At 31.3% G+C, this 22,885-nt stretch carries 20 protein-coding genes; 9 read left to right on the forward strand and 11 right to left on the reverse strand.

Features of this window, described 5'->3' with window-relative positions; genetic code table 11:
* Positions 1-4 precede the first annotated feature (4 nt).
* The 4 genes from L3X37_RS02775 (at position 5) to L3X37_RS02790 (ending at position 2,371) form a co-directional block, all read left to right on the forward strand.
* Complete coding sequence (locus L3X37_RS02775) at positions 5-154, forward strand: hypothetical protein (RefSeq protein ID WP_237238653.1); 150 nt, start codon at positions 5-7, stop codon at positions 152-154.
* Between the two features lie 133 nt (positions 155-287).
* Complete coding sequence (locus L3X37_RS02780; RefSeq protein ID WP_237238654.1) at positions 288-740, forward strand: 6-pyruvoyl trahydropterin synthase family protein; 453 nt, start codon at positions 288-290, stop codon at positions 738-740.
* A 10-nt stretch (positions 741-750) separates the two neighbouring features.
* On the forward strand, positions 751-1,524 hold the full coding sequence (locus tag L3X37_RS02785; RefSeq protein WP_237238858.1) for a UDP-2,3-diacylglucosamine diphosphatase: 774 nt from the start codon (positions 751-753) through the stop codon (positions 1,522-1,524).
* Positions 1,525-1,615: 91 nt separating this feature from the next.
* Positions 1,616-2,371, forward strand: coding sequence for a sulfite exporter TauE/SafE family protein (locus tag L3X37_RS02790; protein WP_237238655.1), 756 nt, complete (start codon positions 1,616-1,618; stop codon positions 2,369-2,371).
* On the opposite strand, the gene recJ is transcribed toward L3X37_RS02790, so the two are convergent.
* The 4 genes from recJ to L3X37_RS02810 form a co-directional block, all read right to left on the reverse strand.
* Entirely contained in the window at positions 2,354-4,084 is a 1,731-nt protein-coding gene (gene recJ / locus L3X37_RS02795) for a single-stranded-DNA-specific exonuclease RecJ (RefSeq protein WP_237238656.1), read from the reverse strand. The genes L3X37_RS02790 and recJ overlap by 18 nt on opposite strands.
* Before the next feature lie 2 nt (positions 4,085-4,086).
* The gene (locus L3X37_RS02800; protein WP_237238657.1) at positions 4,087-4,509 is read right to left on the reverse strand and encodes an OsmC family protein; all 423 of its coding nucleotides are present in this window, start codon (positions 4,507-4,509) and stop codon (positions 4,087-4,089) included.
* Between the two features lie 498 nt (positions 4,510-5,007).
* Complete coding sequence (gene rsmI / locus L3X37_RS02805) at positions 5,008-5,682, reverse strand: 16S rRNA (cytidine(1402)-2'-O)-methyltransferase (protein ID WP_237238658.1); 675 nt, start codon at positions 5,680-5,682, stop codon at positions 5,008-5,010.
* A 169-nt stretch (positions 5,683-5,851) separates the two neighbouring features.
* A complete protein-coding gene (locus L3X37_RS02810; RefSeq protein ID WP_237238659.1) occupies positions 5,852-6,607 on the reverse strand; it encodes a DUF8457 domain-containing protein in 756 nt (251 codons plus the stop codon).
* Between the two features lie 107 nt (positions 6,608-6,714).
* Here L3X37_RS02810 and L3X37_RS02815 point away from each other — a divergent pair, with 107 nt between their 5' ends.
* The 4 genes from L3X37_RS02815 to L3X37_RS02830 all read left to right on the forward strand — a co-directional run bounded on the left by L3X37_RS02815 (position 6,715) and on the right by L3X37_RS02830 (position 10,034).
* Positions 6,715-7,362, forward strand: coding sequence for a thymidine kinase (locus L3X37_RS02815; RefSeq protein ID WP_237238660.1), 648 nt, complete (start codon positions 6,715-6,717; stop codon positions 7,360-7,362).
* A complete protein-coding gene (alr, locus tag L3X37_RS02820) occupies positions 7,355-8,461 on the forward strand; it encodes an alanine racemase (RefSeq protein ID WP_237238661.1) in 1,107 nt (368 codons plus the stop codon). The genes L3X37_RS02815 and alr overlap by 8 nt, the downstream gene beginning before the upstream one ends.
* Before the next feature lie 47 nt (positions 8,462-8,508).
* Entirely contained in the window at positions 8,509-8,910 is a 402-nt protein-coding gene (gene mscL / locus L3X37_RS02825) for a large-conductance mechanosensitive channel protein MscL (protein ID WP_237238662.1), read from the forward strand.
* Positions 8,911-9,044: 134 nt separating this feature from the next.
* Positions 9,045-10,034: an aspartate-semialdehyde dehydrogenase gene (locus tag L3X37_RS02830; RefSeq protein WP_237238663.1), complete on the forward strand. Its 990-nt coding sequence runs from the start codon at positions 9,045-9,047 to the stop codon at positions 10,032-10,034.
* A 344-nt stretch (positions 10,035-10,378) separates the two neighbouring features.
* Here the strand turns inward: L3X37_RS02830 and L3X37_RS15370 are convergent, their stop codons facing one another.
* The 6 genes from L3X37_RS15370 to L3X37_RS02855 form a co-directional block, all read right to left on the reverse strand.
* On the reverse strand, positions 10,379-10,669 hold the full coding sequence (locus tag L3X37_RS15370; protein WP_369409870.1) for a transposase: 291 nt from the start codon (positions 10,667-10,669) through the stop codon (positions 10,379-10,381).
* A gap of 375 nt (positions 10,670-11,044) precedes the next feature.
* Positions 11,045-11,893, reverse strand: a complete 849-nt coding sequence (locus tag L3X37_RS02835) for an alpha/beta hydrolase family protein (protein ID WP_237238664.1) — start codon at positions 11,891-11,893, stop codon at positions 11,045-11,047.
* Positions 11,894-14,653 carry a PD-(D/E)XK nuclease family protein gene (locus L3X37_RS02840; RefSeq protein WP_237238665.1) on the reverse strand — a complete coding sequence of 920 codons (2,760 nt, stop codon included), beginning with the start codon at positions 14,651-14,653 and terminating at the stop codon, positions 11,894-11,896.
* Positions 14,654-14,749: 96 nt separating this feature from the next.
* The gene (locus L3X37_RS02845) at positions 14,750-16,120 is read right to left on the reverse strand and encodes an OmpA family protein (protein ID WP_237238666.1); all 1,371 of its coding nucleotides are present in this window, start codon (positions 16,118-16,120) and stop codon (positions 14,750-14,752) included.
* Between the two features lie 123 nt (positions 16,121-16,243).
* Positions 16,244-17,437 carry a glycine C-acetyltransferase gene (gene kbl, locus L3X37_RS02850; RefSeq protein WP_237238667.1) on the reverse strand — a complete coding sequence of 398 codons (1,194 nt, stop codon included), beginning with the start codon at positions 17,435-17,437 and terminating at the stop codon, positions 16,244-16,246.
* A gap of 21 nt (positions 17,438-17,458) precedes the next feature.
* Positions 17,459-20,596, reverse strand: a complete 3,138-nt coding sequence (locus tag L3X37_RS02855) for a UvrD-helicase domain-containing protein (protein WP_237238668.1) — start codon at positions 20,594-20,596, stop codon at positions 17,459-17,461.
* 126 nt (positions 20,597-20,722) lie between these two features.
* Here L3X37_RS02855 and L3X37_RS02860 point away from each other — a divergent pair, with 126 nt between their 5' ends.
* Complete coding sequence (locus tag L3X37_RS02860) at positions 20,723-21,331, forward strand: superoxide dismutase (RefSeq protein ID WP_237238669.1); 609 nt, start codon at positions 20,723-20,725, stop codon at positions 21,329-21,331.
* Between the two features lie 316 nt (positions 21,332-21,647).
* Here the strand turns inward: L3X37_RS02860 and L3X37_RS02865 are convergent, their stop codons facing one another.
* Positions 21,648-22,424: a hypothetical protein gene (locus L3X37_RS02865; protein ID WP_237238670.1), complete on the reverse strand. Its 777-nt coding sequence runs from the start codon at positions 22,422-22,424 to the stop codon at positions 21,648-21,650.
* Between the last annotated feature and the right edge of the window lie 461 nt (positions 22,425-22,885).

Genomic DNA, 22,885 nt, shown 5'->3' on the forward strand with positions numbered 1-22,885 from the left:
TTTCATGAAACCGTTAATCGCCTTACAAGAATCAGAAGCTTATGATGCGGGATATAACATAGGTTACACTATTGGAAAATATTTGCCTTTAGTAGTTGTAATTGTAATAGCATACTTAATTTACAGGTACATTAAAAATAAATCTAAAAAATAAAAGCAATGGATATATTAAATTTTATAAGTGGAAACGGATTGTTTCTGTTACTAGGTTTAGTTTTAATAATCGTTTATTTTGTAAATAGAAGAAAAAGAAGATAGTATCTTTGTACAGCAAATAACATTATAACATGAGCAATATTCGTATAACAAAACAATTTTCTTTTGAAACAGGTCATGCCCTTTATGGTTACGATGGCAAATGTAAAAACGTACATGGGCATAGCTATACGCTTTACGTTACTGTTATTGGTAAACCTATAAAAGATGCTTCTAATGCAAAGTATGGAATGGTTATCGATTTTAAAGATTTAAAAAATATTGTAAAAGAAGAGATTGTTAATATATTCGATCATGCCACAGTATTTAATAAAAACACGCCTCATGTTGAGCTAGCTAAAGAGCTAGAAAATAGAGGGCATAATGTGCTTTTAGTAGATTATCAACCTACAAGTGAAATGATGGTTATCGACTTTTCTAAAAAAATTAAAAAACGTTTACCTGAAAATATTAAACTCCATTCATTAAAACTTCAAGAAACGGCAACTTCGTTTGCTGAATGGTTTGCAAGAGACAATGAATAACCTCTACAACATATCAATTCCAGAAGGAAAATATATATATTTTGCATCCGATAATCATTTAGGAGCACCAACCAAAGAAGCATCTTTGCCTCGTGAAAAGAAATTTGTTGCATGGTTAGACCACATAAAACAAGATGCTGTAGCTATTTTTCTTTTAGGCGATTTATTCGATTTTTGGATGGATTATAAAAAAGTAGTCCCAAAAGGATTTACCCGTACGTTAGGCAAACTTGCAGAACTATCAGATTCTGGAATTCCAATCTACTACTTTGTAGGAAATCATGATCTTTGGATGAATGGTTATTTTGAAGAAGAACTCAACATTCCTGTATTTCATAAACCACAAGAATTTATCTTTAATAGGATTGCCGAGGGTACTCGAAGTACATTTTTTATAGGCCATGGTGATGGTCTAGGACCAAGTGACAAAGGGTACAAGCGCATGAAAAAAGTGTTTACTAATTCGTTTTGTAAATGGCTGTTTAGATGGTTACACCCTGATTTGGGGGTAAGGTTGGCACAATATTTATCAGTAAAAAACAAATTGATTTCTGGTGAAGAAGATGCTAAATTTTTAGGTGAAGACAATGAGTGGCTTGTACAATATTGCAAACGTAAACTTGAAAAAAAACACCACGACTATTTTGTATTTGGGCATAGGCATTTGCCTTTAAATATAACCCTAAACGAAAAATCAAAATACCTAAATCTTGGCGATTGGATTAATTATTACACGTATGGTGTTTTTGATGGAAAAACTATGGAGTTAAAAACATTTGGATAAGTGTTTTGCCCTTTTAAATTATATCAATTTAGCTATATCTAAATTAAATACTGATTATTTACTTTATTATTAACCTTTTGTATTTATAAACGTGGAAGACCTTTATTTGTATTTAATAATTTTTGGTGTAGGGATTGCCGTTGGTATTATTAACACAATTGCTGGAGGAGGTTCTTTGTTAACATTACCGGTTCTAATATTTTGTGGTTTACCTCCTGGCGTTGCAAACGGTACTAACAGAATAGGTATTGTATTTCAAACGGCTATGGCAACTGCTGGCTTTAAAAGCAAAGGGATTTCAACATTTCCATTTAATATTTATTTAGGTATTTCTGCCATTTTTGGAGCAATAATTGGAGCTAATATAGCTGTTGATATTAATGGCGAAACTTTTAACAAGATTCTTGCCTTAATTATGGTAATTGTTGTGCTTTTAATTTTATTTAAGCCTAAACTAAAATCTATTGATTTACAAGAACGACTTACAGGAAAATATTTATGGGTTGGTATAATAGCCTTTTTCTTTTTTGGAATTTATGGTGGTTTTATAAATGCTGGATTAGGGTTTATTATTATTCTGTTTTTACACTTTTTTCATAAAATGGATTTAATTAGAGTTAATGCCACAAAAGTTGTTGTAGTTTTTATTTATACTCTTTCTGCTCTTGCTGTTTTTGTTATAAACGACAAAGTAAATTGGGAAATTGGATTGGTTTTAGCTTTAGGAAATGGACTTGGAGCTTGGTTTGGAAGTCGATTTTCTGTTAAAAAAGGAGAAGGTTTTATAAAATCTTTTTTAGTTGTAATGATTATACTTATGTCTATTAAACTATGGTTTTTTAACTAATCCCTTTTCTAGTTTAAAATTATTTTTTATATCCCTCAATTTAAGCTGAAGAGTTGTATTCCCTCTAAATTCATTTTCATCAATAGAGTAAACTGCTTTAAAAGGTTTTTTTTCTGAAATAACATCAAACTTTTTGCCCATACCAAACCCAATACAAACTACACTCTTAGAAGATTCTGTTTGAGTAGCTGTTAAACGCAAATGTGTTTTGTCTTGTCCTACACATTTTCCGTAACCGGTATCTATTAAATTTTCAGTCATAAAAACGGGGGTCATATTCGTTGGCCCGTAGGGTGCAAACTGCTTTAAGATTCTATAAAACTTTGGCGTAATGTCATTTAAATCAATTTGTGTATCAATTTCAATCTCTGGAGTTAATAAATTTCTATCAATCGTTTTATTTACTTCTTCTTCAAAAGCTTGTTTAAAAGCTTCGTAGTTTTCTTCTTTAAGTGTTAATCCTGCTGCATATTTATGTCCGCCAAATTGCTCTATATGTTCACTACAAGCTTCTATTGCATTATACACATCAAACCCTCGAACGGAACGTGCTGATGCTGCTAACTTTTCGCCACTTCTTGTAAACACAATTGTAGGCCGGTAATAGGTTTCTGTTAATCTAGAAGCCACAATACCAATAACGCCTTTATGCCAATCTTTATGGTAAACAACAGTAGTAAGTTGGTTTTGCTCTTTATTGTCTTCAATTTGTTTAAGTGCTTCTTGTGTAATTTGTTTGTCTGTTTCACGCCTGTCTAAATTATATTCGTCAATTTCAATGGCATATTGTCGTGCTTTATCATCCTCTTCTTCAGTCAACAATGTCACTGCATAATTACCGTGTTTCATGCGTCCAGCAGCATTAATTCTTGGGGCGACAATAAAAACCACATCAGTAATAGTAAGTTCGGTCTTTTTAACTTGATTTAAAATAGCTTTTATTCCTGGTCGTGGATTTGTATTAATAACCATAAGCCCGAAGTAAGCCAACGTTCTGTTTTCGCCATCAATAGGCACAATATCTGCACCAATGGCTGTAGCAACCAAATCTAAATAATCGGTTAAATCTTCAATGGTTTCTCCATCTTTTGATGCTAAAGCTTGAACCAATTTAAAACCTACACCACAACCACATAATTCTTTATATGGGTAATTACAATCTTCTCGTTTGGGGTCTAAAACTGCTGCTGCTTTTGGTATTTCTGCTCCTGGCCTGTGATGATCGCAAATAATAAAATCGATACCTAATTTTTTAGCGTGCTCTACTTTTTCAACCGATTTAATACCACAATCTAAAGCAATAATTAACGAAAAATCGTTTTCTAAAGCAAAGTTTATACCTTTATATGAAATACCATAACCTTCATCATACCGGTTAGGAATATAGGTATGAACAAGTGGGTAATTCGTTTTTAAATAGGTAGACATTAAAGCTACCGCCGTAGTACCATCTACATCATAATCGCCATAAACCAAAATATTTTCTTTATTGACCATGGCTTTTTTAATGCGCGCCACAGCCTTATCCATATCTTTCATTAAAAATGGATCGTGCAAATCTTTTAAACTGGGTCTGAAAAACGTTTTAGCCTCTTCAAAAGTTTCAATACCACGTTGCAACAATAGGGTTGCAATAGCAGTATTTACTTGTAATGCTTCTTTTAATAACGCTAATTTATTGGCTTCTGGTTTTGGCTTAAGTGTCCAACGCATTTTTACGAATTATGATAATGGATTTGAATTTTTATATCGGCAAAATGACGAAACATTTCCATAACACCACAATATTTTTCAACCGATAAATCCACTGCGTTTTTAATTTTCTTTTCTTTTAAATCTTTACCATAAAAATGATAATCGACTGATACTTTATGGTAATATTTTGGGTGCTCGTCTGTAAGTTCGCCTTCAATAACTATTTTAAAATCATCTATTTTAACGCGCATTTTATTTAAAACTGAAACGACATCTAACCCCGAGCAGCCAGCAAGTGAAGATAACATCATAGCCTTAGGAGCCATGCCAGAATTGGTGCCTCCAAAATCCTCTGAAGCATCCATCATTATAGAATCCCAACGCGGGTTATCCGATTCAAAAACCATATTACCTTTCCAATTTGTGGTAACTTTATCTGCCATTTTTTTAATATTTTTTGTTTCTTATAATTTCAAAAATACTACTTAAATACTTAAAACAATAATCTTGATATTATTATGAGATCCCTTTTTAAATTTATATTTATTATTAATAATACTTCCTCTCGTTAGTCAAACTAACCATTTTATCTCAAAAATATATGAAACGTATAATATTTATAGAGAGCCTATTTTAGAAAAAGTTGGATTAAAATAATGATATTCAATCTTTAATTAACAGGTTTAAAAACAAAAAGTATTTACTTTAAAAAAGTAGGACAATTTATTGATGGATGAGATTTAACTTGAATTTACAACAAAAAAGCGACTATAAGAGTCTCTGTGCTCAGTGATCTCAAAAAAATATTGCCAAATTTGGTTTACCGCTCTAATTCGGAGAAGCCAGGACTTTTAGACTCAATAACTACCACGGTTTTGCAGAAATCAATTTCTGTTGGGTTGTTTCTTAGCTTATTTTCAAATTCTTAAATGCTCATTATTCTATTTGTTCTTGCCTTCTACCACAATGACTATTTCTCCTTTTGGCAATTTATTGGTATAATATTCTAAAACTTCTTTTGCAGTACCTCTTACTGTTTCTTCATAGAGTTTAGTAAGTTCTCTTGAGACAGAAACTGGTCTGTCTTTACCAAAATATTCACAAAAGTGCCCCAATGTTTTTACCAGTTTATGTGGGCTTTCATAAAAAATTATAGTTCTAGTTTCTTCAGCTAAAAGTTGCAAACGGGTTTGTCTTCCTTTTTTAACAGGTAAAAAGCCTTCAAACACAAATTTATCATTTGGCAAACCTGAATTTACCAAAGCAGGCACAAAAGCGGTAGCTCCGGGTAAGCAATCTACTTCAATATGGTTTTCAATGCATGCTCGACTTAGTAAAAATCCAGGGTCTGAAATAGCTGGTGTGCCTGCATCACTTATTAATGCTACCAATGTTCCTCCTTTTATTTTTTGAATAATGCTTTCTAAGGTTTTATGCTCATTATGCATGTGGTGAGACTGCATATGCGTTGAAATATTAAAATGCTTTAGTAATTTCCCAGAAGTTCGTGTGTCTTCAGCCAGAATTAAATCGGCTTCTTTTAAAACTTCAATGGCACGAAAGGTAATGTCTTTTAAATTGCCTATAGGTGTTGGTACTATGTAAAGTTTACTCATGTGTTAGGGATTGAACGGTCTGTTTGATCTCGCCGACGAAGGAGGAAGCAAGTAGTGAAATATTTATATTCATGAGTTCAATATTATAAAATTTTAACCCACGAATAAAGTGCGACCTATTTTGGTGTCTGAGGTTTTCGAAGGCACCAAAATAGGTAACACCCAAATTTTAAACAAATTTACTTTTTATTATATGTATAAAGCGTTCTTCAAACTCTTTTTTGTCTTCCCAGTCGTTATAATCTGGTTTTACAATATCTTCTATAAAACGTTTAGCATCGCTAAAAGAAACTGTAGTGTGTAATTGAGACAAAACGCGATTGTAATCTTCGCTTTTACCATTAAACAAATGCTTAATAAAAGCTATTTTATCGTTTAGCCCAATATTAAATTCGCCTGTTTTTAGTTTATCGTTTAACGATTTTTTTTCGCTACTGTTTTGCATTTTTGAAACAGGCTCGAAAACTGGTGTTTTTTCAAAACCAGAGGTAATAGTTTCTAAATCTGTTTTATGCTCTGCCGTGGGTTTTACAGGTTGTTTTTTTGGAAGAGCTTCCTTAAAAACCGAATCAACTTGCAGCGTTTCTTGAGGCATTTGAGCTACCATATCTTTAATCGTTTCCATTAAAGGTTCGGTAATTTCTTCATCCTCAACATCGTCAAGATTAATGTAGACTTTATCTTCTACCTCAATATTATCGCTTACTTTATTATTAAAAGCAGTTTCTAGCATGTCAAAAAAAGAGGAATCGCTACCAATAGACGGAATGTCGTCTTCAAAATTTTCGTGAGCAAATTTTAGTACCGAAAGTTTTTCGTAAAGTGCACGAGCCTCTGTATGCATTTTTAAAACGTCTTCTTTCCCTTTTAATTTAAGAATTCTATGAGCTATACTAATGAGTTCCGACTCTAATTTCTTCTTCATTATTTATATTTTTAAAATTATTGCTATTTAGGCTTTTGATTTTTAATAAATTTACGCCACCTTTATACAAACGAATAAATCCTTTGTTATAGTGTTAAAATTACGAAATGTTTCTTGAAAATACAGTAAATCATAAAGAACAATTTGGTTGGATTGAAGTTATTTGTGGCTCCATGTTTTCTGGAAAGACAGAAGAACTTATTAGAAGGCTTAAACGTGCGCAATTTGCAAGACAAAAAGTTGAAATTTTTAAACCTGCAATTGATGTGCGTTATGATGAAGATATGGTCGTCTCTCATGATGCTAACGAAATTCGCTCTACGCCTGTGCCTGCAGCAGCTAATATTCCTATTTTAGCTGATGGTTGTGATGTTGTTGGTATTGATGAAGCCCAATTTTTTGATGATGAAATAGTACGTGTTTGTAACGATTTAGCCAATAAAGGGGTTCGTGTAATAGTAGCTGGATTAGATATGGATTTTAAAGGTAACCCCTTTGGTCCCATGCCAAATCTTATGGCAACTGCCGAATATGTAACCAAAGTGCATGCGGTTTGTACACGAACAGGAAATTTAGCTCAATACAGTTATCGTAAAGCTAAAAGCGATAATATTGTGCTTTTAGGTGAAGTTGACGAATACGAACCTTTAAGTAGAGCCGCATATTACAAAGCTATGGTGCGTGATAAAGTACGAAGTATGAAAGTTAATAATGCCGAAGAAGTTATTTCTAAACCAAAAAAATCGAATGCCTAAAGCGCAAGAAACGGTACTTGAAATTGATTTAAAAGCACTTAAAAATAACTTTGAGTATTTAAAATCTAAACTTAATGATAACACTAAGTTTTTAGCGGTTGTTAAAGCTTTTGGATATGGGAGTGATGCTTGCAAAATAGCCAAATTTTTGCAAAATCTTAGTGTTGATTATTTTGCAGTAGCTTATGTTAACGAAGGTGTTGCACTACGAAATGCAGGCATTGCAAAACCTATTTTAGTTTTGCATCCGCAAACTGTAAATTTTAAAACTTTAATAGAATATTGTTTAGAACCTAGCTTATATAACGTAAAGGTTTTAAATGAATTTATTACTATCGCTTCCGCGGAAAAGCAAAACAATTATCCCATACACATTAAACTCAATACAGGTTTAAATCGATTAGGGTTTTGGGAAAATGATGTAGATTATATCATTTCAAAATTAAAAAATATAGATGCTGTAAAAGTGAAATCTGTTTTTTCACATCTAGCCGCAAGCGAAGATTTAAATGAAAAGGCATTCACATTAAATCAAATTAATAGTTTTAAAAAGACATCAAAATATATGATTAATGCATTGGGATATTTACCAATGCTTCATTTATGTAATACCTCTGGCATATTAAATTACCCTGAAGCTCATTTGGATATGGTTAGAAGCGGTATTGGACTATATGGCTTTGGAAATTCTGAAAAAGAGACTAAAAACCTAAAACCTATTGCAACTCTTAAAACTATTATTTCTCAAATTCATCTTATAGAAAAAGGCGAATCTGTAGGTTATAATCGCGCCTTTAAAAGTAATGGTTTTTTAAAAACAGCAACACTCCCAATTGGACATGCAGATGGTATAGGAAGACAGTACGGTAATGGCAAAGGTTTTGTAACAGTAAATGGGCAAAAAGCCAAAATTATTGGTAATGTTTGTATGGATATGATCATGATAAATATTACAAATATAGAATGTAAAGAAGGTGATGAAGTCGTTGTTTTTGATGTTAATTATACGGCAGAAGACTTGGCAGAAACCGTAAATTCTATTTCCTATGAATTAATAACTAGTATTTCGCAACGTGTTAAGCGCATTTTTAAAAATTAACTTTTTTAACTATTTTAGTAACTTACTAACTAAAACTATTAATTATTATGCTAAAAGAGTTTAAAGAATTTGCAATGAAAGGCAACCTTGTAGACATTGCAGTTGGTTTTGTAATGGGGGCTGCTTTTAACAAAGTAGTCGCTTCGTTTACAGGAGGCATTGTGTCTCCGCTAATTGGTTTGTTATTCGACACTGATTTTAAAGACTTAAGAATGAAATTAAGAGACGGAGTTGAAAACGACGCAGGTGAACAGGTAGGAGAAATTTGGTTAGAACATGGTCAATTTATCACTAATGTATTAGATTTTATTATTGTAGCATTCGTAATGTTTATGGTTGTAAAAGGTGTTAATAAAATGAAGAAAAAAGAAGAACCAGCGCCAGAAGCACTAGCAGGACCATCGCAAGAAGATTTACTTACTGAAATTCGAGATTTGCTTAAAAAATAAAGATTGTTAAATAAATAACATTTTGTTATTTGTTGTCAAAAACCCTTTGTTTTTTTAAAACAAAGGGTTTTTATATATTTTAAAATAGAATTAATACTTAGTTTTGTAGCTCTAATTTTATAAAAAAACAAAAAATGAAAGTAGCTGTTGTAGGAGCCACAGGAATGGTTGGCGAAGTGATGTTAAAAGTATTAGCAGAACGTAATTTTCCTATTACCGAATTATTGTTAGTTGCCTCAGAGCGTTCTGTAGGTAAAAAACTAAAATATAAAAATGAAGAATATACCGTTATAGGTTTAGCTGATGCTGTAGCTGCAAAACCAGAAATTGCCATTTTTTCTGCTGGTGGTGGCACATCATTAGAATGGGCACCAAAATTTGCTGAAGTTGGTACTACGGTAATTGATAATTCTTCAGCTTGGAGAATGGATCCTACTAAAAAATTAGTGGTTCCAGAAATTAATGCCAACGAGTTAACTAAAGCCGATAAAATTATAGCAAATCCTAATTGCTCAACTATTCAAATGGTTATGGCATTGGCTCCTTTGCACAAAAAATATAAAATGAAACGTGTTGTTGTTTCTACATATCAATCGGTTTCTGGTACTGGCGTAAAAGCTGTACAACAGCTAGAAAACGAAATAGCTGGTATTGATGGCGAAATGGCTTATCCCTACCCAATTGGTAGAAATGCTTTACCTCATTGCGATGTTTTTGAAGACAACGGTTACACCAAAGAAGAAATGAAGTTAGCACGCGAACCTCAAAAAATATTTAACGATAAAACCTTTTCTGTAACAGCAACCGCTGTTAGAATTCCAACTGCTGGTGGACATAGTGAATCTGTAAATGTGGAGTTTGAACATGATTTTGATTTGTCTGATGTTAGAAAACTTTTACATGAAACTTCGGGGGTAGTAGTTCAAGATAATACCGATACAAACACTTACCCAATGCCAATATATGCACATGATAAAGATGATGTTTTTGTGGGCAGAATTCGTAGAGACGAAACCCAACCAAACACATTAAACATGTGGATTGTTGCCGATAATTTACGTAAAGGCGCAGCAACCAATGCTGTACAAATTGGAGAGTATTTAATTGAAAATAATTTAGTATAGTTTTTTAACTTAAAATTATATTTAGCCTTAAAGAGCCTGTCTTTTCAGACAAGCTCTTTTTTTTGCAATTTTTCTAGTAAATTCTTAAATTTTAAGAATGAGTAGAAAAGTAGTTTTGAAGACTTATAATATAACCAAGATCACTTAACCCCATTATTCATCGTCGCTAGAATTTTGAATAGGATTCAGATTTTGATTTTATAATTTTGCTTTTGTCTGATTTTTGGAAAATTCACTCTACTTTTAAAAGTTTTACTGGGGGGGTTCTTTGTTTTTAGAGCAAAAACAGACGTTTAAGACAAGACATAGCAATTCCAAGGTTGTTTTTATGCAAACAACAACCGTTACTGTGTCATGAGTTCTCGAAATAAATCTTTGTACACAAAAGCTTTGGACAAGTTATAATAGATGCGCCTTTTTGGGATTTTTATTGTAGCACCTATTTTGAGTAAGTAAGTTCTTATACTACTTATTTGCCATGTTTTGGGTTTGTGATAAGTTGTGTTTTTAATTTTACTCTTTAACAGTAAAAACATTTCATAGGCTAGGCTACCAAGAAACAACAGGAAGAAGTTAGCCCAAAACCCGTGGTTAGATAAGCGGTCTGAAAAACACATGTTTTTCACTTCCTTGATACGATTTTTACTAGCTTCGCCTGGTTTTACCTAGAAGTCAAAATAAATCGCTCTTGCTTGCTGGTTTTCTATATTACTTACAAAGTGACACACATTGAGACCTTTTCCTGTACTTTCTACTTTACAATAGCATTGTTTCTGTTTATGCCAGCTTTTGGCACGATATGTATAAGTGATAAAGTGTTGGTGTTTTTTACCTTGATTTAGGTATAAATGCTTAACAGCTTTTTCTGTACGTATAGTCTTTGTTTTTAAAACACCATTTTACTAAATCCTTACATCGAACTCAGGTTTAAAGATAACCACCATTAGTATTTACTAAAGAAAACGCAAAAGAATTAATTTTTTATTTAAGAAAAATATTGACGAAAGATTTTATGCGTTTGCATTTATAAAGCCTTTAACTTTTGTTATGACTTCTTTTAAATGATTTGGAAGTATAGATTTATCCCAAGGGTGTTGTGCACCAAAAACATGATTTGCATCTTTTATAATTTTTAGTTTATTGCTTGAATTCCATTTATTAAGCTGTTGTGCTTCATCTAGTATTACGCTAGAATCCGTATCTCCATGAATAATTAAATAAGGGATTTTTAAATTTGATACTGCACGTTTGATTGTAAGTCTATTTTTATTAGCAATAAAGTCTTCATAAAACTGATAGTAATGTGGCATTTGCTGTTTTGTTCGCCCATTTAAAACATATTTTACACCATCTTTTTTCCATTGTTTTAAATCGCCTAATGCCGATACTCTTTTTTCAAAATCACATACACCTGCTAAACTAATTACCAATTTTATTCTACTATCTTCTTCAGCTTTTATTGTTACAATACCACCAGCTCTACTATGCCCCATTAAAATAATATTATTTATATCAGCATTGTTTTTTAGCTCAGAACTAGAGCAAATCCAATCTATAACTAGTCCTAAATCATCCAATTCTTTGGTGTAATTATTATTTGCAAAAGCCTCCAAATCTGGAAAATCAATAGGTTGTTTAACCGTGCCACCATTATGAGAAAAATTAAATTTTATAAAACAAAAACCAGCATCAGCAAATGTTTCTGCCATTAAATTCCACGCACCCCAATCTTTAAATCCTTTGTAACCGTGACAAAAAATCACAACCTGTTTTTTAATACCGTTATTATTAAAATACAAATCGGTTAAAATGGGTTTTTTGTGTTTTCCGTTAATAATTATATTTTTTTCAATAGTCATTTATACTTCTTTTTCAATGAAAGGCATATCTATATCACAAATTTCTAAAATGAGTTTTTTTAGTTCATCGCTAAATTTATCTAATGTAGTATTCGTGATTAAAGCATCTTTTTTAGCATGAGCTCCCGCCTTATCTTTTTTAGCAAATTTTAAAAAGCCACGACGCATATTTTTAAATGAGATAATACCAGCCTCAACAGGAAGTTTTATCTGATTAGATTGACGCATCATTAAAGCATAAGTAAGCACCTGAAAGCTCTTACTGTATTTTTTATAATCGGTTGTAATTGCTTCCCAGTTTACAATTTCAACATCACCTTTATTAACAAGCTCTGTTTTGTAATCAATAATTCTTGTGACTCCATTACGCTCATCAACACGATCTACTTTACCTGTTAAATTAATTAAGAATTTAAGTTCTGGTATGTTGATTTGAACCTTGTTTTCTGTTTCAATAGCAATTATTTTTATGTGGTTTCCAGCTTTTAAATCTTCTATTTCTAAATCTAAAAAGTTAGACACATAATGTTTTGTTATTTCAAAAACAATAAGATTTTTACCTTTTGTTATATCACCTTCTTTATATTCATTTTTAAAATGATAGCTTACTCTTTCAGAGATTTTTAATTTTAATTTTTCAATATTTTCAACCGTTAAAAATACACCAATAAATGGCTTGTAAAAATCTTCAAGTGTATTGTGCACTATAGTGCCTAAAGTATTTGCGGCAACAGTTTCTTCAACGTTATCGTAGCCTTTTATTTTTAATATTTTCTGATAATAAAAATCAATAGGATTCCTGATGTAGTTTGTAAGAGACGAAGGCGAAAACCCTTTTTCTGCAACTTCAATAATTTGATTTAGTAGCTCAGGTGTTTTACTTATCTCGTTTAGTTTAGGTTCTATAATTGGTACATGAGGCGCTATAATTTGATGTTTTATGTTATGAATTTTCTCTAACTGTAACTGTGTAATAAATCTGCTTTTTTCGCCACCAGTTAGCACATCGGCTTCAGTACTATATAAAATATAAATGTTTTTAGCACGCTGTAAAAGTCTGTAAAAATGATAGGTGTAAACGGCATCCTTCTCTTTATAAGTAGGCAGATTGTTTTCTAATTTAACATCAAACGGAATAAACGAGTTGTTAGTTTTTCCAGAGGGTAAAACACCTTCGTTAACTGATGAAATAATAACAGTTTTAAAATCTAATACACGAGATTCTAGCATACCCATAATTTGTAAACCCTGCAAAGGCTCTCCTTGAAAATCTAGGGTTTGAGTACTTAACAATTCTTTGTAAACACCAAATAATGTTGAGATGTCTTTGATGTGATTGTACTCTAAATTTAATTGAGATAACTCATTAAATAGCGTATTAAACTTTACTAAATATTCTAAAGACAAAATGTTTGAAGCTTTGTTTTTAGATAAGTTGTTTTTTATGGTTAAAATTAATTGTGAGCAATTTTTTAAAACTTCGGTAATAGATGTTTCCCAATTAGAAAATAGGATGTCAATAATACCTTCAGTGTTGTTTGCAATTTGTTTAAGCCTATTTATTGTTAGATAAATAATATTATTAGCCTCAATAGTTTCAATTATTTTTGAAGCGTAATCTGTAGAATTAAAATAAAATAAAGGTCTTATAAACTGGTTAGATATAATGTTTATAACATCTTTATAATAGAATGATTTTGGAGTATTTTTATGAAGATTAAATAAGTTCTCAAATAACGATGCTAGCGAAATAGATTTAAGCGGAAAACCCATTGTAATATTTAAAGCATCAATGGTTGGTGGTAATGAGTTTAAAACAGGAATTAATAAGTTCTCGTCGCCTAAAACAACAGCGGTATTTTGTAAAGACGATTTTTTTTTACTTAAATTATTTAAAAGTGTACCAATGTGTTTTGATTGTCCAATGTTTTTTGGAATACCATAAATATAAATGTTTTTTTCTTCTGAATAATTATTAGTTATCCAATTAAATGGGTGCTTTTCAAAGTGTTTCCAGTTTGTTTTATGTTGTTTTATAAATAATGCCGCATCGTGTTTTGGGTTGTTAAAAAACTCAGCATCAATATCCCAATACATTGTTGCTAAGTTGTTTTCTAGTAGCTTTTGTATTATAGTTTCTTCGGCTGTATTTAAGGCGTTAAACCCTAAAAAAACATGCTGTTTTTCTGAGTTTTTTATGATATAAGAATTTATATTTTTTGCTGCTTCCCTATAAATTAATCCTTGATAACCAGAGTTTTTACTTAATAGCTGCTTAGTAAAATGTGTGTAATAATTGTAAAGTTTATTCCAAAAGGACAGATGTTTTTTAACAAAGTCGGTTTGGTTTTCGTTTAAGGACCAATGATTAAGCTCTTGAATATTGCTTAAATAATTAAATATGTTTTCTTGTGGGATAAGGTATCTGTCAATCTCATTAAAATCTTGAAGTAATATTTGTGCCCATTTTGAAAATGACTCAAACGAATCTTGCTGTTCTTTAGGTGTTTGCTCTAAATAGCTATTGTAAAACTCAAATAAAAGCTTAGTATTAGAGATAGGTTTTATTTGAGAAAGATCTTCTACAAATTCCTCGATACTAATAATTTTTGGAGAAAAAATAGTTTTACTTGAAACTTTATAAAGTTGATGCTTTAAAAATAGGCCAGCTCTTTTACTAGGTAAAACAAAGGTTAATTTTGAAAGATTTATTTGGGAATCTTTTAAATCTTTTAAAACATCAAAAATAAAAGTCGTCATTAAAGTTTAATTGATATGATATAAAAATAAAAAACGCTTCGGGATATCCGAAGCGTTTTTATAAAACTTATTTATTTAAAAACTAAAACTAGTTTTTTATTTTGCTAAGTTAATTTCAACACGTCTGTTGTTAGCTCTACCAGCTCTAGTTTTGTTAGTATCAATTGGTCTAGATTCTCCGTAACCAAGAGCAGATAATCTAAATGCATCAATACCATTTTCAATTAAATATTCCTTAACTGAATTAGCTCTAGAATCAGATAATCTTTGGTTTAATGTTTCGCTACCAACACTATCAGTGTGTCCTTCTACAGTAAATTTAGAAGTTGGGTATTCTTTTAAAATTTTGATAATATCAGATAAAACAGCTGCAGATTGTTTTTTGATAGTAGATTTACCAGTATCAAATAAAATCGTTTTAGCATACGCATTAAGTTGCTTTTGTACTTCTTCTGTTACTTCTGGGCAACCGTTATTAGCAACAGTGCCTTTAATGTCTACACAGTTATCATCTTTATCCAAAACACCATCACCATCAGTGTCTGGCCAAGGACATCCTTTGTTTGCAGCAGGACCAGCAGTGTTAACACACTTGTCATCACCATCAGCAACACCATCACCGTCAGCATCTGGACAACCAGCTAAAGCTTTTAAACCAGCTACTGTAGGACAGTTATCATCTTTATCGGCAACACCGTCACCATCAGAATCTGGGCATCCATTGAATTCAGTTAAACCAGCTTCGTTTGGGCAAGAGTCTTTAGAATCTTCTATGCCATCACCATCAGAATCTGGACATCCGTTGAAAGCTTCTAAACCAGCAACATCTGGACAAGCATCATCTTTGTCGTATATGCCATCACCATCGGTGTCAACTCCACCAAATTTGATAGAGATACCAACAGTATGTTGGAAATGTGTTTGTAAATAATCTTCAAATGCATGTTTGTATGCAGACTGAACTGTTAAACCAATGTTTTCATTAAACCAAACATTTAAGCCTAAAGTACCGTTAACTGTACCAGCTCCAACTTCGTCAATCCAAGTATAACCACCACCTAGACCTAAATAAGGATCAATGGTTGTGCCATTCAAGAAGTTGTACTTAATAGTACCATCAAGACCATAGTATGATAAATCATCTACCGTTATTGCTTCTGAACTTCCAGGTACTTCACCCCATTTACTAATTCTATTAATAGAACCAGCAACTCCAAAAGAAAATTTGTCTCCTAAGTATTTAGATACAGAGATCGTTGACAAAGAAGGTAAAATGTTGTAATTATCCGTATCAACAAATTTACTAAAGATTGTTTCACTAAAAGGGATACCATCTCCAGAAGGATATGCGTCAACTGCATTTGTCCCTATGGTAATTTGCCACGGGTTGTTTTCGTCTTGTGCATTTACGTTGCTATAACCAAGTACAAGCAACATAGCGAACAATAATCTGCTAAGATTTTTCATATTCAAAAGTTTAATTTTTAAGTGTTATTTGTTAGCAAAAGTAAGTTGTTAAATTTTATTAACAAAGACAAATGTATAAAAATATTACATAATTCGTTTGTTTATCGATAGTTCAGAATGATTTTAGATAATATTTAGTGCTTTCCCAACTTTTGTAAACGCAGCAATAGCCTTGTCTAAATGCGTTTTTGTATGAGCAGCTGATAGTTGTACGCGAATTCTTGCTTTTCCTTTCGGTACAACGGGAAAAAAGAACCCTATAACATATATTCCTTCATTTAAAAGCATATTTGCCATGGTTTGAGATAATTTTGCATCGTATAACATTACAGGAACAATAGCAGAGTCGCCATCAATAATATCTAAACCTGCGGCTTTCATACCTTTTTTAAAATAATTAGTGTTCCATTCTAGTTTATCTCTTAATTCAGTATTGTTTGAAAGCATATCAAAAACTTTAATTGATGCCCCAACAATAGCTGGAGCTAAAGAGTTTGAGAACAAATAAGGTCTAGACCGTTGGCGTAGTATATCGATAATCTCTTTTTTACCAGTAGTGTAACCGCCCATGGCACCACCTAATGCTTTTCCTAAAGTACCTGTAATAATGTCTATACGTTGCATCACATTTTTTTCTTCTAGTGTACCTCGCCCTGTTTTTCCAATAAAACCTGTTGCATGGCATTCGTCTATCATTACCAAAGCATCATATTTATCAGCTAAATCGCAAATTTGATCAAGTGGCGCTACCAATCCATCCATAGAAAACACACCGTCTGTAACTATTATTTTAAAACGAGCTCCATTTTTATTAGCTTCAATAAGTTGGCTTTCTAAATCTGCCATATCACTATTTTGATAACGATAACGTGCTGCTTTACACAAACGAACACCATCAATTATAGAAGCGTGATTTAAAGAATCTGAAATAATAGCATCATCTTTTGTTAGTAAAGGTTCAAAAACACCTCCGTTAGCATCAAAAGCTGCGGCATATAATATGGTGTCTTCGGTTTGATAAAAATCTGCAATTTTTTGCTCTAATTCTTTATGAATATCTTGGGTTCCACATATAAAGCGAACAGAACTCATGCCAAAACCATGAGTATTCATAGTGTCTTTTGCTGCTTGAATAACTTCTGGGTGCGATGATAAGCCTAAATAGTTATTAGCACAAAAGTTTAAAACGGTTTCGCCTGTATTTAAAGTTATTTCGGCACCTTGTGCTGAGGTTATTATGCGCTCTTCTTTATAAAGCCCTTGGTTTTTAATATCCTGAATTTCTTTTTGTAAATGTTGTTTTATAGTGCTGTACATTTTATATGAGTTTTTGCAAAGTTATATTTCTTTTATTTGAATATCATTATTTATATAAACAAGAATTTTTTTAATAACTTTTAAATTCATCTGTTCTAAAACATCTTGATACGATTGTAATTGTTGCTCATGTTTTTTGTTCTCTAAACCTGTTTTGTAATCTATAATAACAGCTTCGTTGTTAGGGTTTATCACTACGCGATCTGGTCGTAAAACAATACCCTCTGTTGTAATAATATCACGTTCATTATATATAATATGGTTTAAGGTAAAATAGTCTTGAAGTTTTGAATGATTAACAATATCGTTTACAATGGTTTTTAAAATTGTGGATTGTTCTTTATTAATAGAAGAGTTATTTGTAAAATCGTTTATGGCATCATCAATATCGTTAGTAGTATTGATTTTAGACATAATGTTATGTATAAGATTTCCTTTTTCAATAGCTTCTTTCTGCACTGTATCCCAAAGTAAGCCAGATTTTGTTACTACTTTAATATTGAGCGCCTCTTTGGCTGTTGAAATAAATTCTTGCTGAATTTGAGTTTCTTTTTTAGTACTTCTTTTAGCGCTTATAACTATCGGGGTTCCGAAGCTATAAGTTAATTTAGAATCTTGCCATTCGTTAATAGATTTTAAATACTCAATAAACAACCCAGAATATTTTTTAGTATTTACATCGCCTTTTGACGAAATATCTTTTGTAGAAATAACATGCAGTTGCTCTACAGCTCGGGTTAATGTTACATACAGTAAATTTATGTTGTCTAATTCTTGCTCAGATTTATGTTTGTTAAATATACGTAACCCTTCATCATCATAATGTTCAAAATCTTTATTATAATTTAAAAGTGTATGCGAAAAGCCATTGTATTTTTCTTTATTTAGCGCAAACCATTCTTTGGGTTCCAACTCTCGATAAATATCTAAATCGGCAAATGGAAAAATAACTACCGGAAATTCTAAACCTTTAGATTTATGAATAGTCATTATTTGAACTGCATTTTGTCCTTTTGGAGACACAATACTTAAGCTTTCTTTTTTCTTGTCAAAATAGTTTAAAAATCCAGAAATATCTGAGCCTTTCTTTTGCGAATAATCTAAAACTACATCTAAATAAAACTGAATGTACGCGTTTGATGTTTTTACCAAATTAAAACTTCTTACAATAGTTTCTACCATATTGTAAAGTGGTAATTGTAATAAATCGGCACTACTTATTTTAATATTAAATTCCTCAAAATTTTTAAATAGTTGCGGTAATTCTAAATTGATATGATTTGTAAAGAACTCATGCTTATCTTTAACATTAAAAAGTGTTGCTAGATAAATTAAAAGCGCCATTTTTATTTCTTTGTTTTTGGGCTGAATTAAAAGTGCTAAAACATCATTTATAAAATTAACTTCGGGGGCATTTCGTAATAGCAAAGTCTCAGAAGATACAATAGGAATATTATGCTGACTTAAATAATTTGCCACAGTAACGCCTTCTTTTTTCTTGCGTACTAAAACACAAATATCAGTTAAATCAAAACCATTTTCTAAACAATTATTTATGGCATTTAAGGTGTGTGCTGAAAACAACGCGTTTCTATCATCCCCTTTTTCAATATCTAAAAACAATAATTTTACATAACCAGCTTCATTTATCGTGTTATTTTGGTATGCATTTTTATAAAGCGATTTGTAATTATCATCAGTAAAAACTTGTTGCGACAAAAATTTAAAAAAACCATTGTTAAAATCTACTATTTCTTTAAAACTTCGGTAATTGTCATCAAGCGGTTCTACTTTTTGTTCAATATGAAAAGGCCGTTTAGTTTTATTAAATAAATCTATAAACTGTTCTGCTTTACCACCGCGCCAACGGTAAATAGCTTGTTTAGCGTCGCCAACTAACATGGTAGTTCCATTTTCGGCAGAAAGGGAGTTGTCTAAAAGCGGAATTAAATTCTCCCATTGTAAAACTGATGTATCCTGAAACTCATCAATAAAATAATGTTTAAATTTTTCGCCAATGCGTTCGTATATAAAAGGCGTTGGCTGGTTTTGTATTTCTTTACTAATAATGCTGTTAAATTCTGAAATAAGCATTTTATTTTGCTCAATTTTTAAAATACGTAGTTCATTATTTATAGCATTTAAAACCGAAAGAGGTGTAACGTTTTTATAAAAAGCTTTTAAAAATTTAAGATGAAAAACAAATTGCTTTGTGTTTTTAAAAATACTAACTAATTGAGGCTGATTTTGGTTTATAATTGAAGCAACATCATCAGAAACTTTTTTAGGATAAAGCGGGTTATGTTCTAATAAATCAACTTGCCAATTCAAATCGAAATTAACATCAAACTTTTTATTTACAAGATTTTGAAAGTGTTTTGGCAACGACCCTCTCGAAAAATCGCCAAACTCCAAACCTGCTTCTTCAATTAAAGTTAAAACACTTTGAGCTTCCTCAATAATTTGTTTTTCAAATAAAACAATATCTTTTTTTAAATGGGTTTTAAGACCTTTAAAATCACTTAAAGTTTTATGCTTTAAGGTTTCAATAAACGGCATATCGTTTTCGTTAACCAACAATTTTGCAATCTTATTAAAATCAAAAGACACATCCCAACTTTTATCATCATTGGCTTTTTCAATAGCAAAATCCACCAAAATTTTAGTAAGTGCATCATCAGTTCCTGCTTTTGCAATTAAACTATCAACCGCTTCATTTAAAAGTAGATCTTGGTCTAATTCAACTTCAAAATTTAAAGGCAATTTTAAGTCGTGTGCAAAGGTTCGTATCAATTTATGTGTAAAACCATCAATAGTGCTAATATTAAACGCAGCATAATTATGTATAATGGTATTTAGTAGTTTTTTAGATTTTTCATGAAGCTCTTTAGGTTCTATTTCTAATTCTTTACAAATGTCATCAAACATACTACTTGAAGTTTTCAAAATAGCGTCTTCAGAAAACGTTTTTAACATGTCTATAATGCGCTCTTTCATTTCGGTAACCGCTTTATTAGTAAACGTAATTGCCAAAATATTTTTAAATAGATACTGGTTACTAGAGCTAAATAAAATTTTTAAATACGCTTTTACTAAGGTGTAGGTTTTCCCGCTTCCTGCAGAAGCATTATAAATTGTAAAAGATGAATTTAACTGCATAAAACAAATTTAGAGACAATATAGAAACTATCAATGGTTTGATAACAATTTATTATTTTTTATTAACCTGTTTTATCCGTAAATTTGAATGAAAATAAATACTAATATTTAAAACATAGAAAAATTATGGCTTTCGAATTACCGAAATTAGGATACAATTATGATGCTTTAGAACCGCATATAGATGCTCGTACTATGGAGATACACCATTCTAAACATCACCAAGGATATACAAACAACTTAAATAATGCTATTGCAGGAACAGATTTAGATGGAAAATCTATTGAAGATATTCTTGCAAATTTAGACATGAATAATGGAGCTGTTAGAAATAATGGTGGCGGATTTTACAACCACTCATTGTTTTGGACAGTTATAAATCCTGAAGACAGAGGCTATTTATCTGGCGATTTAAAAGATGCTATAGAAGCAGCTTATGGATCTAAAGACGAATTTATTGCGGCGTTTAGTAAAGCAGCAGCAACACGTTTTGGCTCAGGTTGGGCATGGTTATGTGTACACAAAGGTGGTAAAGTAGAAATCTGCTCTACACCAAATCAAGATAACCCATTAATGCCAGGAGTTAGTTGTGGTGGCACACCAATTTTAGGATTAGATGTTTGGGAACACGCCTATTATTTAAACTACCAAAACCGTCGTCCAGATTATATTAATGCGTTTTTTAACGTTGTTAATTGGAATGAAGTAGAGCGTCGTTACGCAGAGGCAAAATAAGCAATGAACCAATTTTGAAATAAAATTGTGTGAGTCGTTTATGCTGAGGTAGTTGAAGCATCTTATTAAATATAAATCGTCTAGTACATGTGCTAGACGATTTTTTTATGGCGTTACCCCAAGGGTCGAGCTTTCACTACTCGCTTCCTCCTGCGTCGGCGAGCTCAAACATGTCGTTCAATCCCTAACGCGCGCGTTTGCAGAAAACAATTATTAATTTAAAGTTGGATTATTATTATTTAAATTCAGAGTTTAGAATTTAAGGAATTAAATAAAATAGCTTTAATTTGTTTAGACGTATGTTGTTTACAGTATTTCATTTTAATTCATATAGATGATTGTCAAAATCCTCTAAAAGGAATACTTTTTCAAAAGCTGTCTCAAAACTTAGTTTTAAATCATTTTTTACATAAAATGAGTGCTCTCCAACTCCACCAATTAATAGTAATAGCCATTGTTTACAATTTGTATTACTAATATATTTTTTAACTTTTTTAACTTTTTTTTCTTTTTTATCAATTGCTTTTAATAGTTTTTCCTCATTAAGTGTGGGAACCATATATGCTCCGAAATTCGCGTTTATGCTTTTTTGTGAATGCGGCATTTTTATTAAGTCATCGAATAAATTATTCTTAATAACAATATCGTTAATAACAAATTCTCTTATAACATCAATAAAAATTTTCAAAATATGATTCTTGTCTTTATTAGAGAATAAAATGCCTTTTCTTATGTAACAATTAACTAAAAAATTTGGCATATCAACTTCTTTTTCAAGTTCACGCTCAGCAAGTAATGCTATATTCTTGAAAAAACCTGTTCTTTCAAGAATTTTATCAACAAATATTGATTGATGCTCAAGTCCAATTTTTATAGAACCATTAGTTATTATAAAATCAGGTTGTTCTCTTGACTCAGAAATCTTAAAATCAGGAAAATAGGTGCATAAAAATTTTCCAACTTGACACAATTCTAAATTTTTTTGATTCTCACTTTGGTTGAACCTGTCTAAACCCTTAACTAGATGATATATTTTTGTTTTTAAACAGTCATTCAAAGGTGTTTTGTTTTCTTTTGGTTGGAGTAAGTTCATATAATGGGAAATGTGTTATCGTAATAACTTTTATAACTCATACCATATAAAGATAATTTTTTAAAAGGAGTAAGAATACAATAAATACAAATAATTATAAAAAAGAGGTTCCCGTGGAAGGTAGGGGTTAATAAAAAAATGAAAAAGGTGAACGAGTGTTCACCTTTTTGCCCCAAATCTACCATAAACTTAACCTACTTATGTTATGGTGAAACAAATATATATTGCTAAAACAGCTTACTAAAATATTTTAGGTAAACGGTTTATATATTGGCTTAAAAGAGATAGTACAACATTTGTTAGGCAAAAGGACTTTTTTAAAAACAACTAGAAATACGTCAGTTATATGCATAAAAAAAGGCGAACATATGTTCACCTTTTTTTGCCCCAAATCTACCATGAACTTAACCTACTTATGTTATGGTGAGACCAATTTATATGTATTTAACATAAATCGATTA

It is taken from the genome of Wocania arenilitoris, assembly GCF_021728535.1.
GTDB classification, from domain to species: domain Bacteria; phylum Bacteroidota; class Bacteroidia; order Flavobacteriales; family Flavobacteriaceae; genus Wocania_A; species Wocania_A arenilitoris.

Bases quoted from the DNA above. Each gene is read 5' to 3' on its own strand.
- L3X37_RS02775 (WP_237238653.1), top strand. From the start codon at position 5: ATGAAACCGTTAATCGCCTTACAAGAATCAGAAGCTTATGATGCGGGA.
- L3X37_RS02780 (WP_237238654.1), top strand. From the start codon at position 288: ATGAGCAATATTCGTATAACAAAACAATTTTCTTTTGAAACAGGTCAT.
- recJ (WP_237238656.1), bottom strand. From the start codon at position 4,084: ATGCGTTGGACACTTAAGCCAAAACCAGAAGCCAATAAATTAGCGTTA.
- L3X37_RS02800 (WP_237238657.1), bottom strand. From the start codon at position 4,509: ATGGCAGATAAAGTTACCACAAATTGGAAAGGTAATATGGTTTTTGAA.
- rsmI (WP_237238658.1), bottom strand. From the start codon at position 5,682: ATGAGTAAACTTTACATAGTACCAACACCTATAGGCAATTTAAAAGAC.
- L3X37_RS02810 (WP_237238659.1), bottom strand. From the start codon at position 6,607: ATGAAGAAGAAATTAGAGTCGGAACTCATTAGTATAGCTCATAGAATT.
- L3X37_RS02815 (WP_237238660.1), top strand. From the start codon at position 6,715: ATGTTTCTTGAAAATACAGTAAATCATAAAGAACAATTTGGTTGGATT.
- alr (WP_237238661.1), top strand. From the start codon at position 7,355: ATGCCTAAAGCGCAAGAAACGGTACTTGAAATTGATTTAAAAGCACTT.
- mscL (WP_237238662.1), top strand. From the start codon at position 8,509: ATGCTAAAAGAGTTTAAAGAATTTGCAATGAAAGGCAACCTTGTAGAC.
- L3X37_RS02830 (WP_237238663.1), top strand. From the start codon at position 9,045: ATGAAAGTAGCTGTTGTAGGAGCCACAGGAATGGTTGGCGAAGTGATG.
- L3X37_RS02835 (WP_237238664.1), bottom strand. From the start codon at position 11,893: ATGACTATTGAAAAAAATATAATTATTAACGGAAAACACAAAAAACCC.
- L3X37_RS02840 (WP_237238665.1), bottom strand. From the start codon at position 14,653: ATGACGACTTTTATTTTTGATGTTTTAAAAGATTTAAAAGATTCCCAA.
- L3X37_RS02845 (WP_237238666.1), bottom strand. From the start codon at position 16,120: ATGAAAAATCTTAGCAGATTATTGTTCGCTATGTTGCTTGTACTTGGT.
- kbl (WP_237238667.1), bottom strand. From the start codon at position 17,437: ATGTACAGCACTATAAAACAACATTTACAAAAAGAAATTCAGGATATT.
- L3X37_RS02855 (WP_237238668.1), bottom strand. From the start codon at position 20,596: ATGCAGTTAAATTCATCTTTTACAATTTATAATGCTTCTGCAGGAAGC.
- L3X37_RS02860 (WP_237238669.1), top strand. From the start codon at position 20,723: ATGGCTTTCGAATTACCGAAATTAGGATACAATTATGATGCTTTAGAA.
- L3X37_RS02865 (WP_237238670.1), bottom strand. From the start codon at position 22,424: ATGAACTTACTCCAACCAAAAGAAAACAAAACACCTTTGAATGACTGT.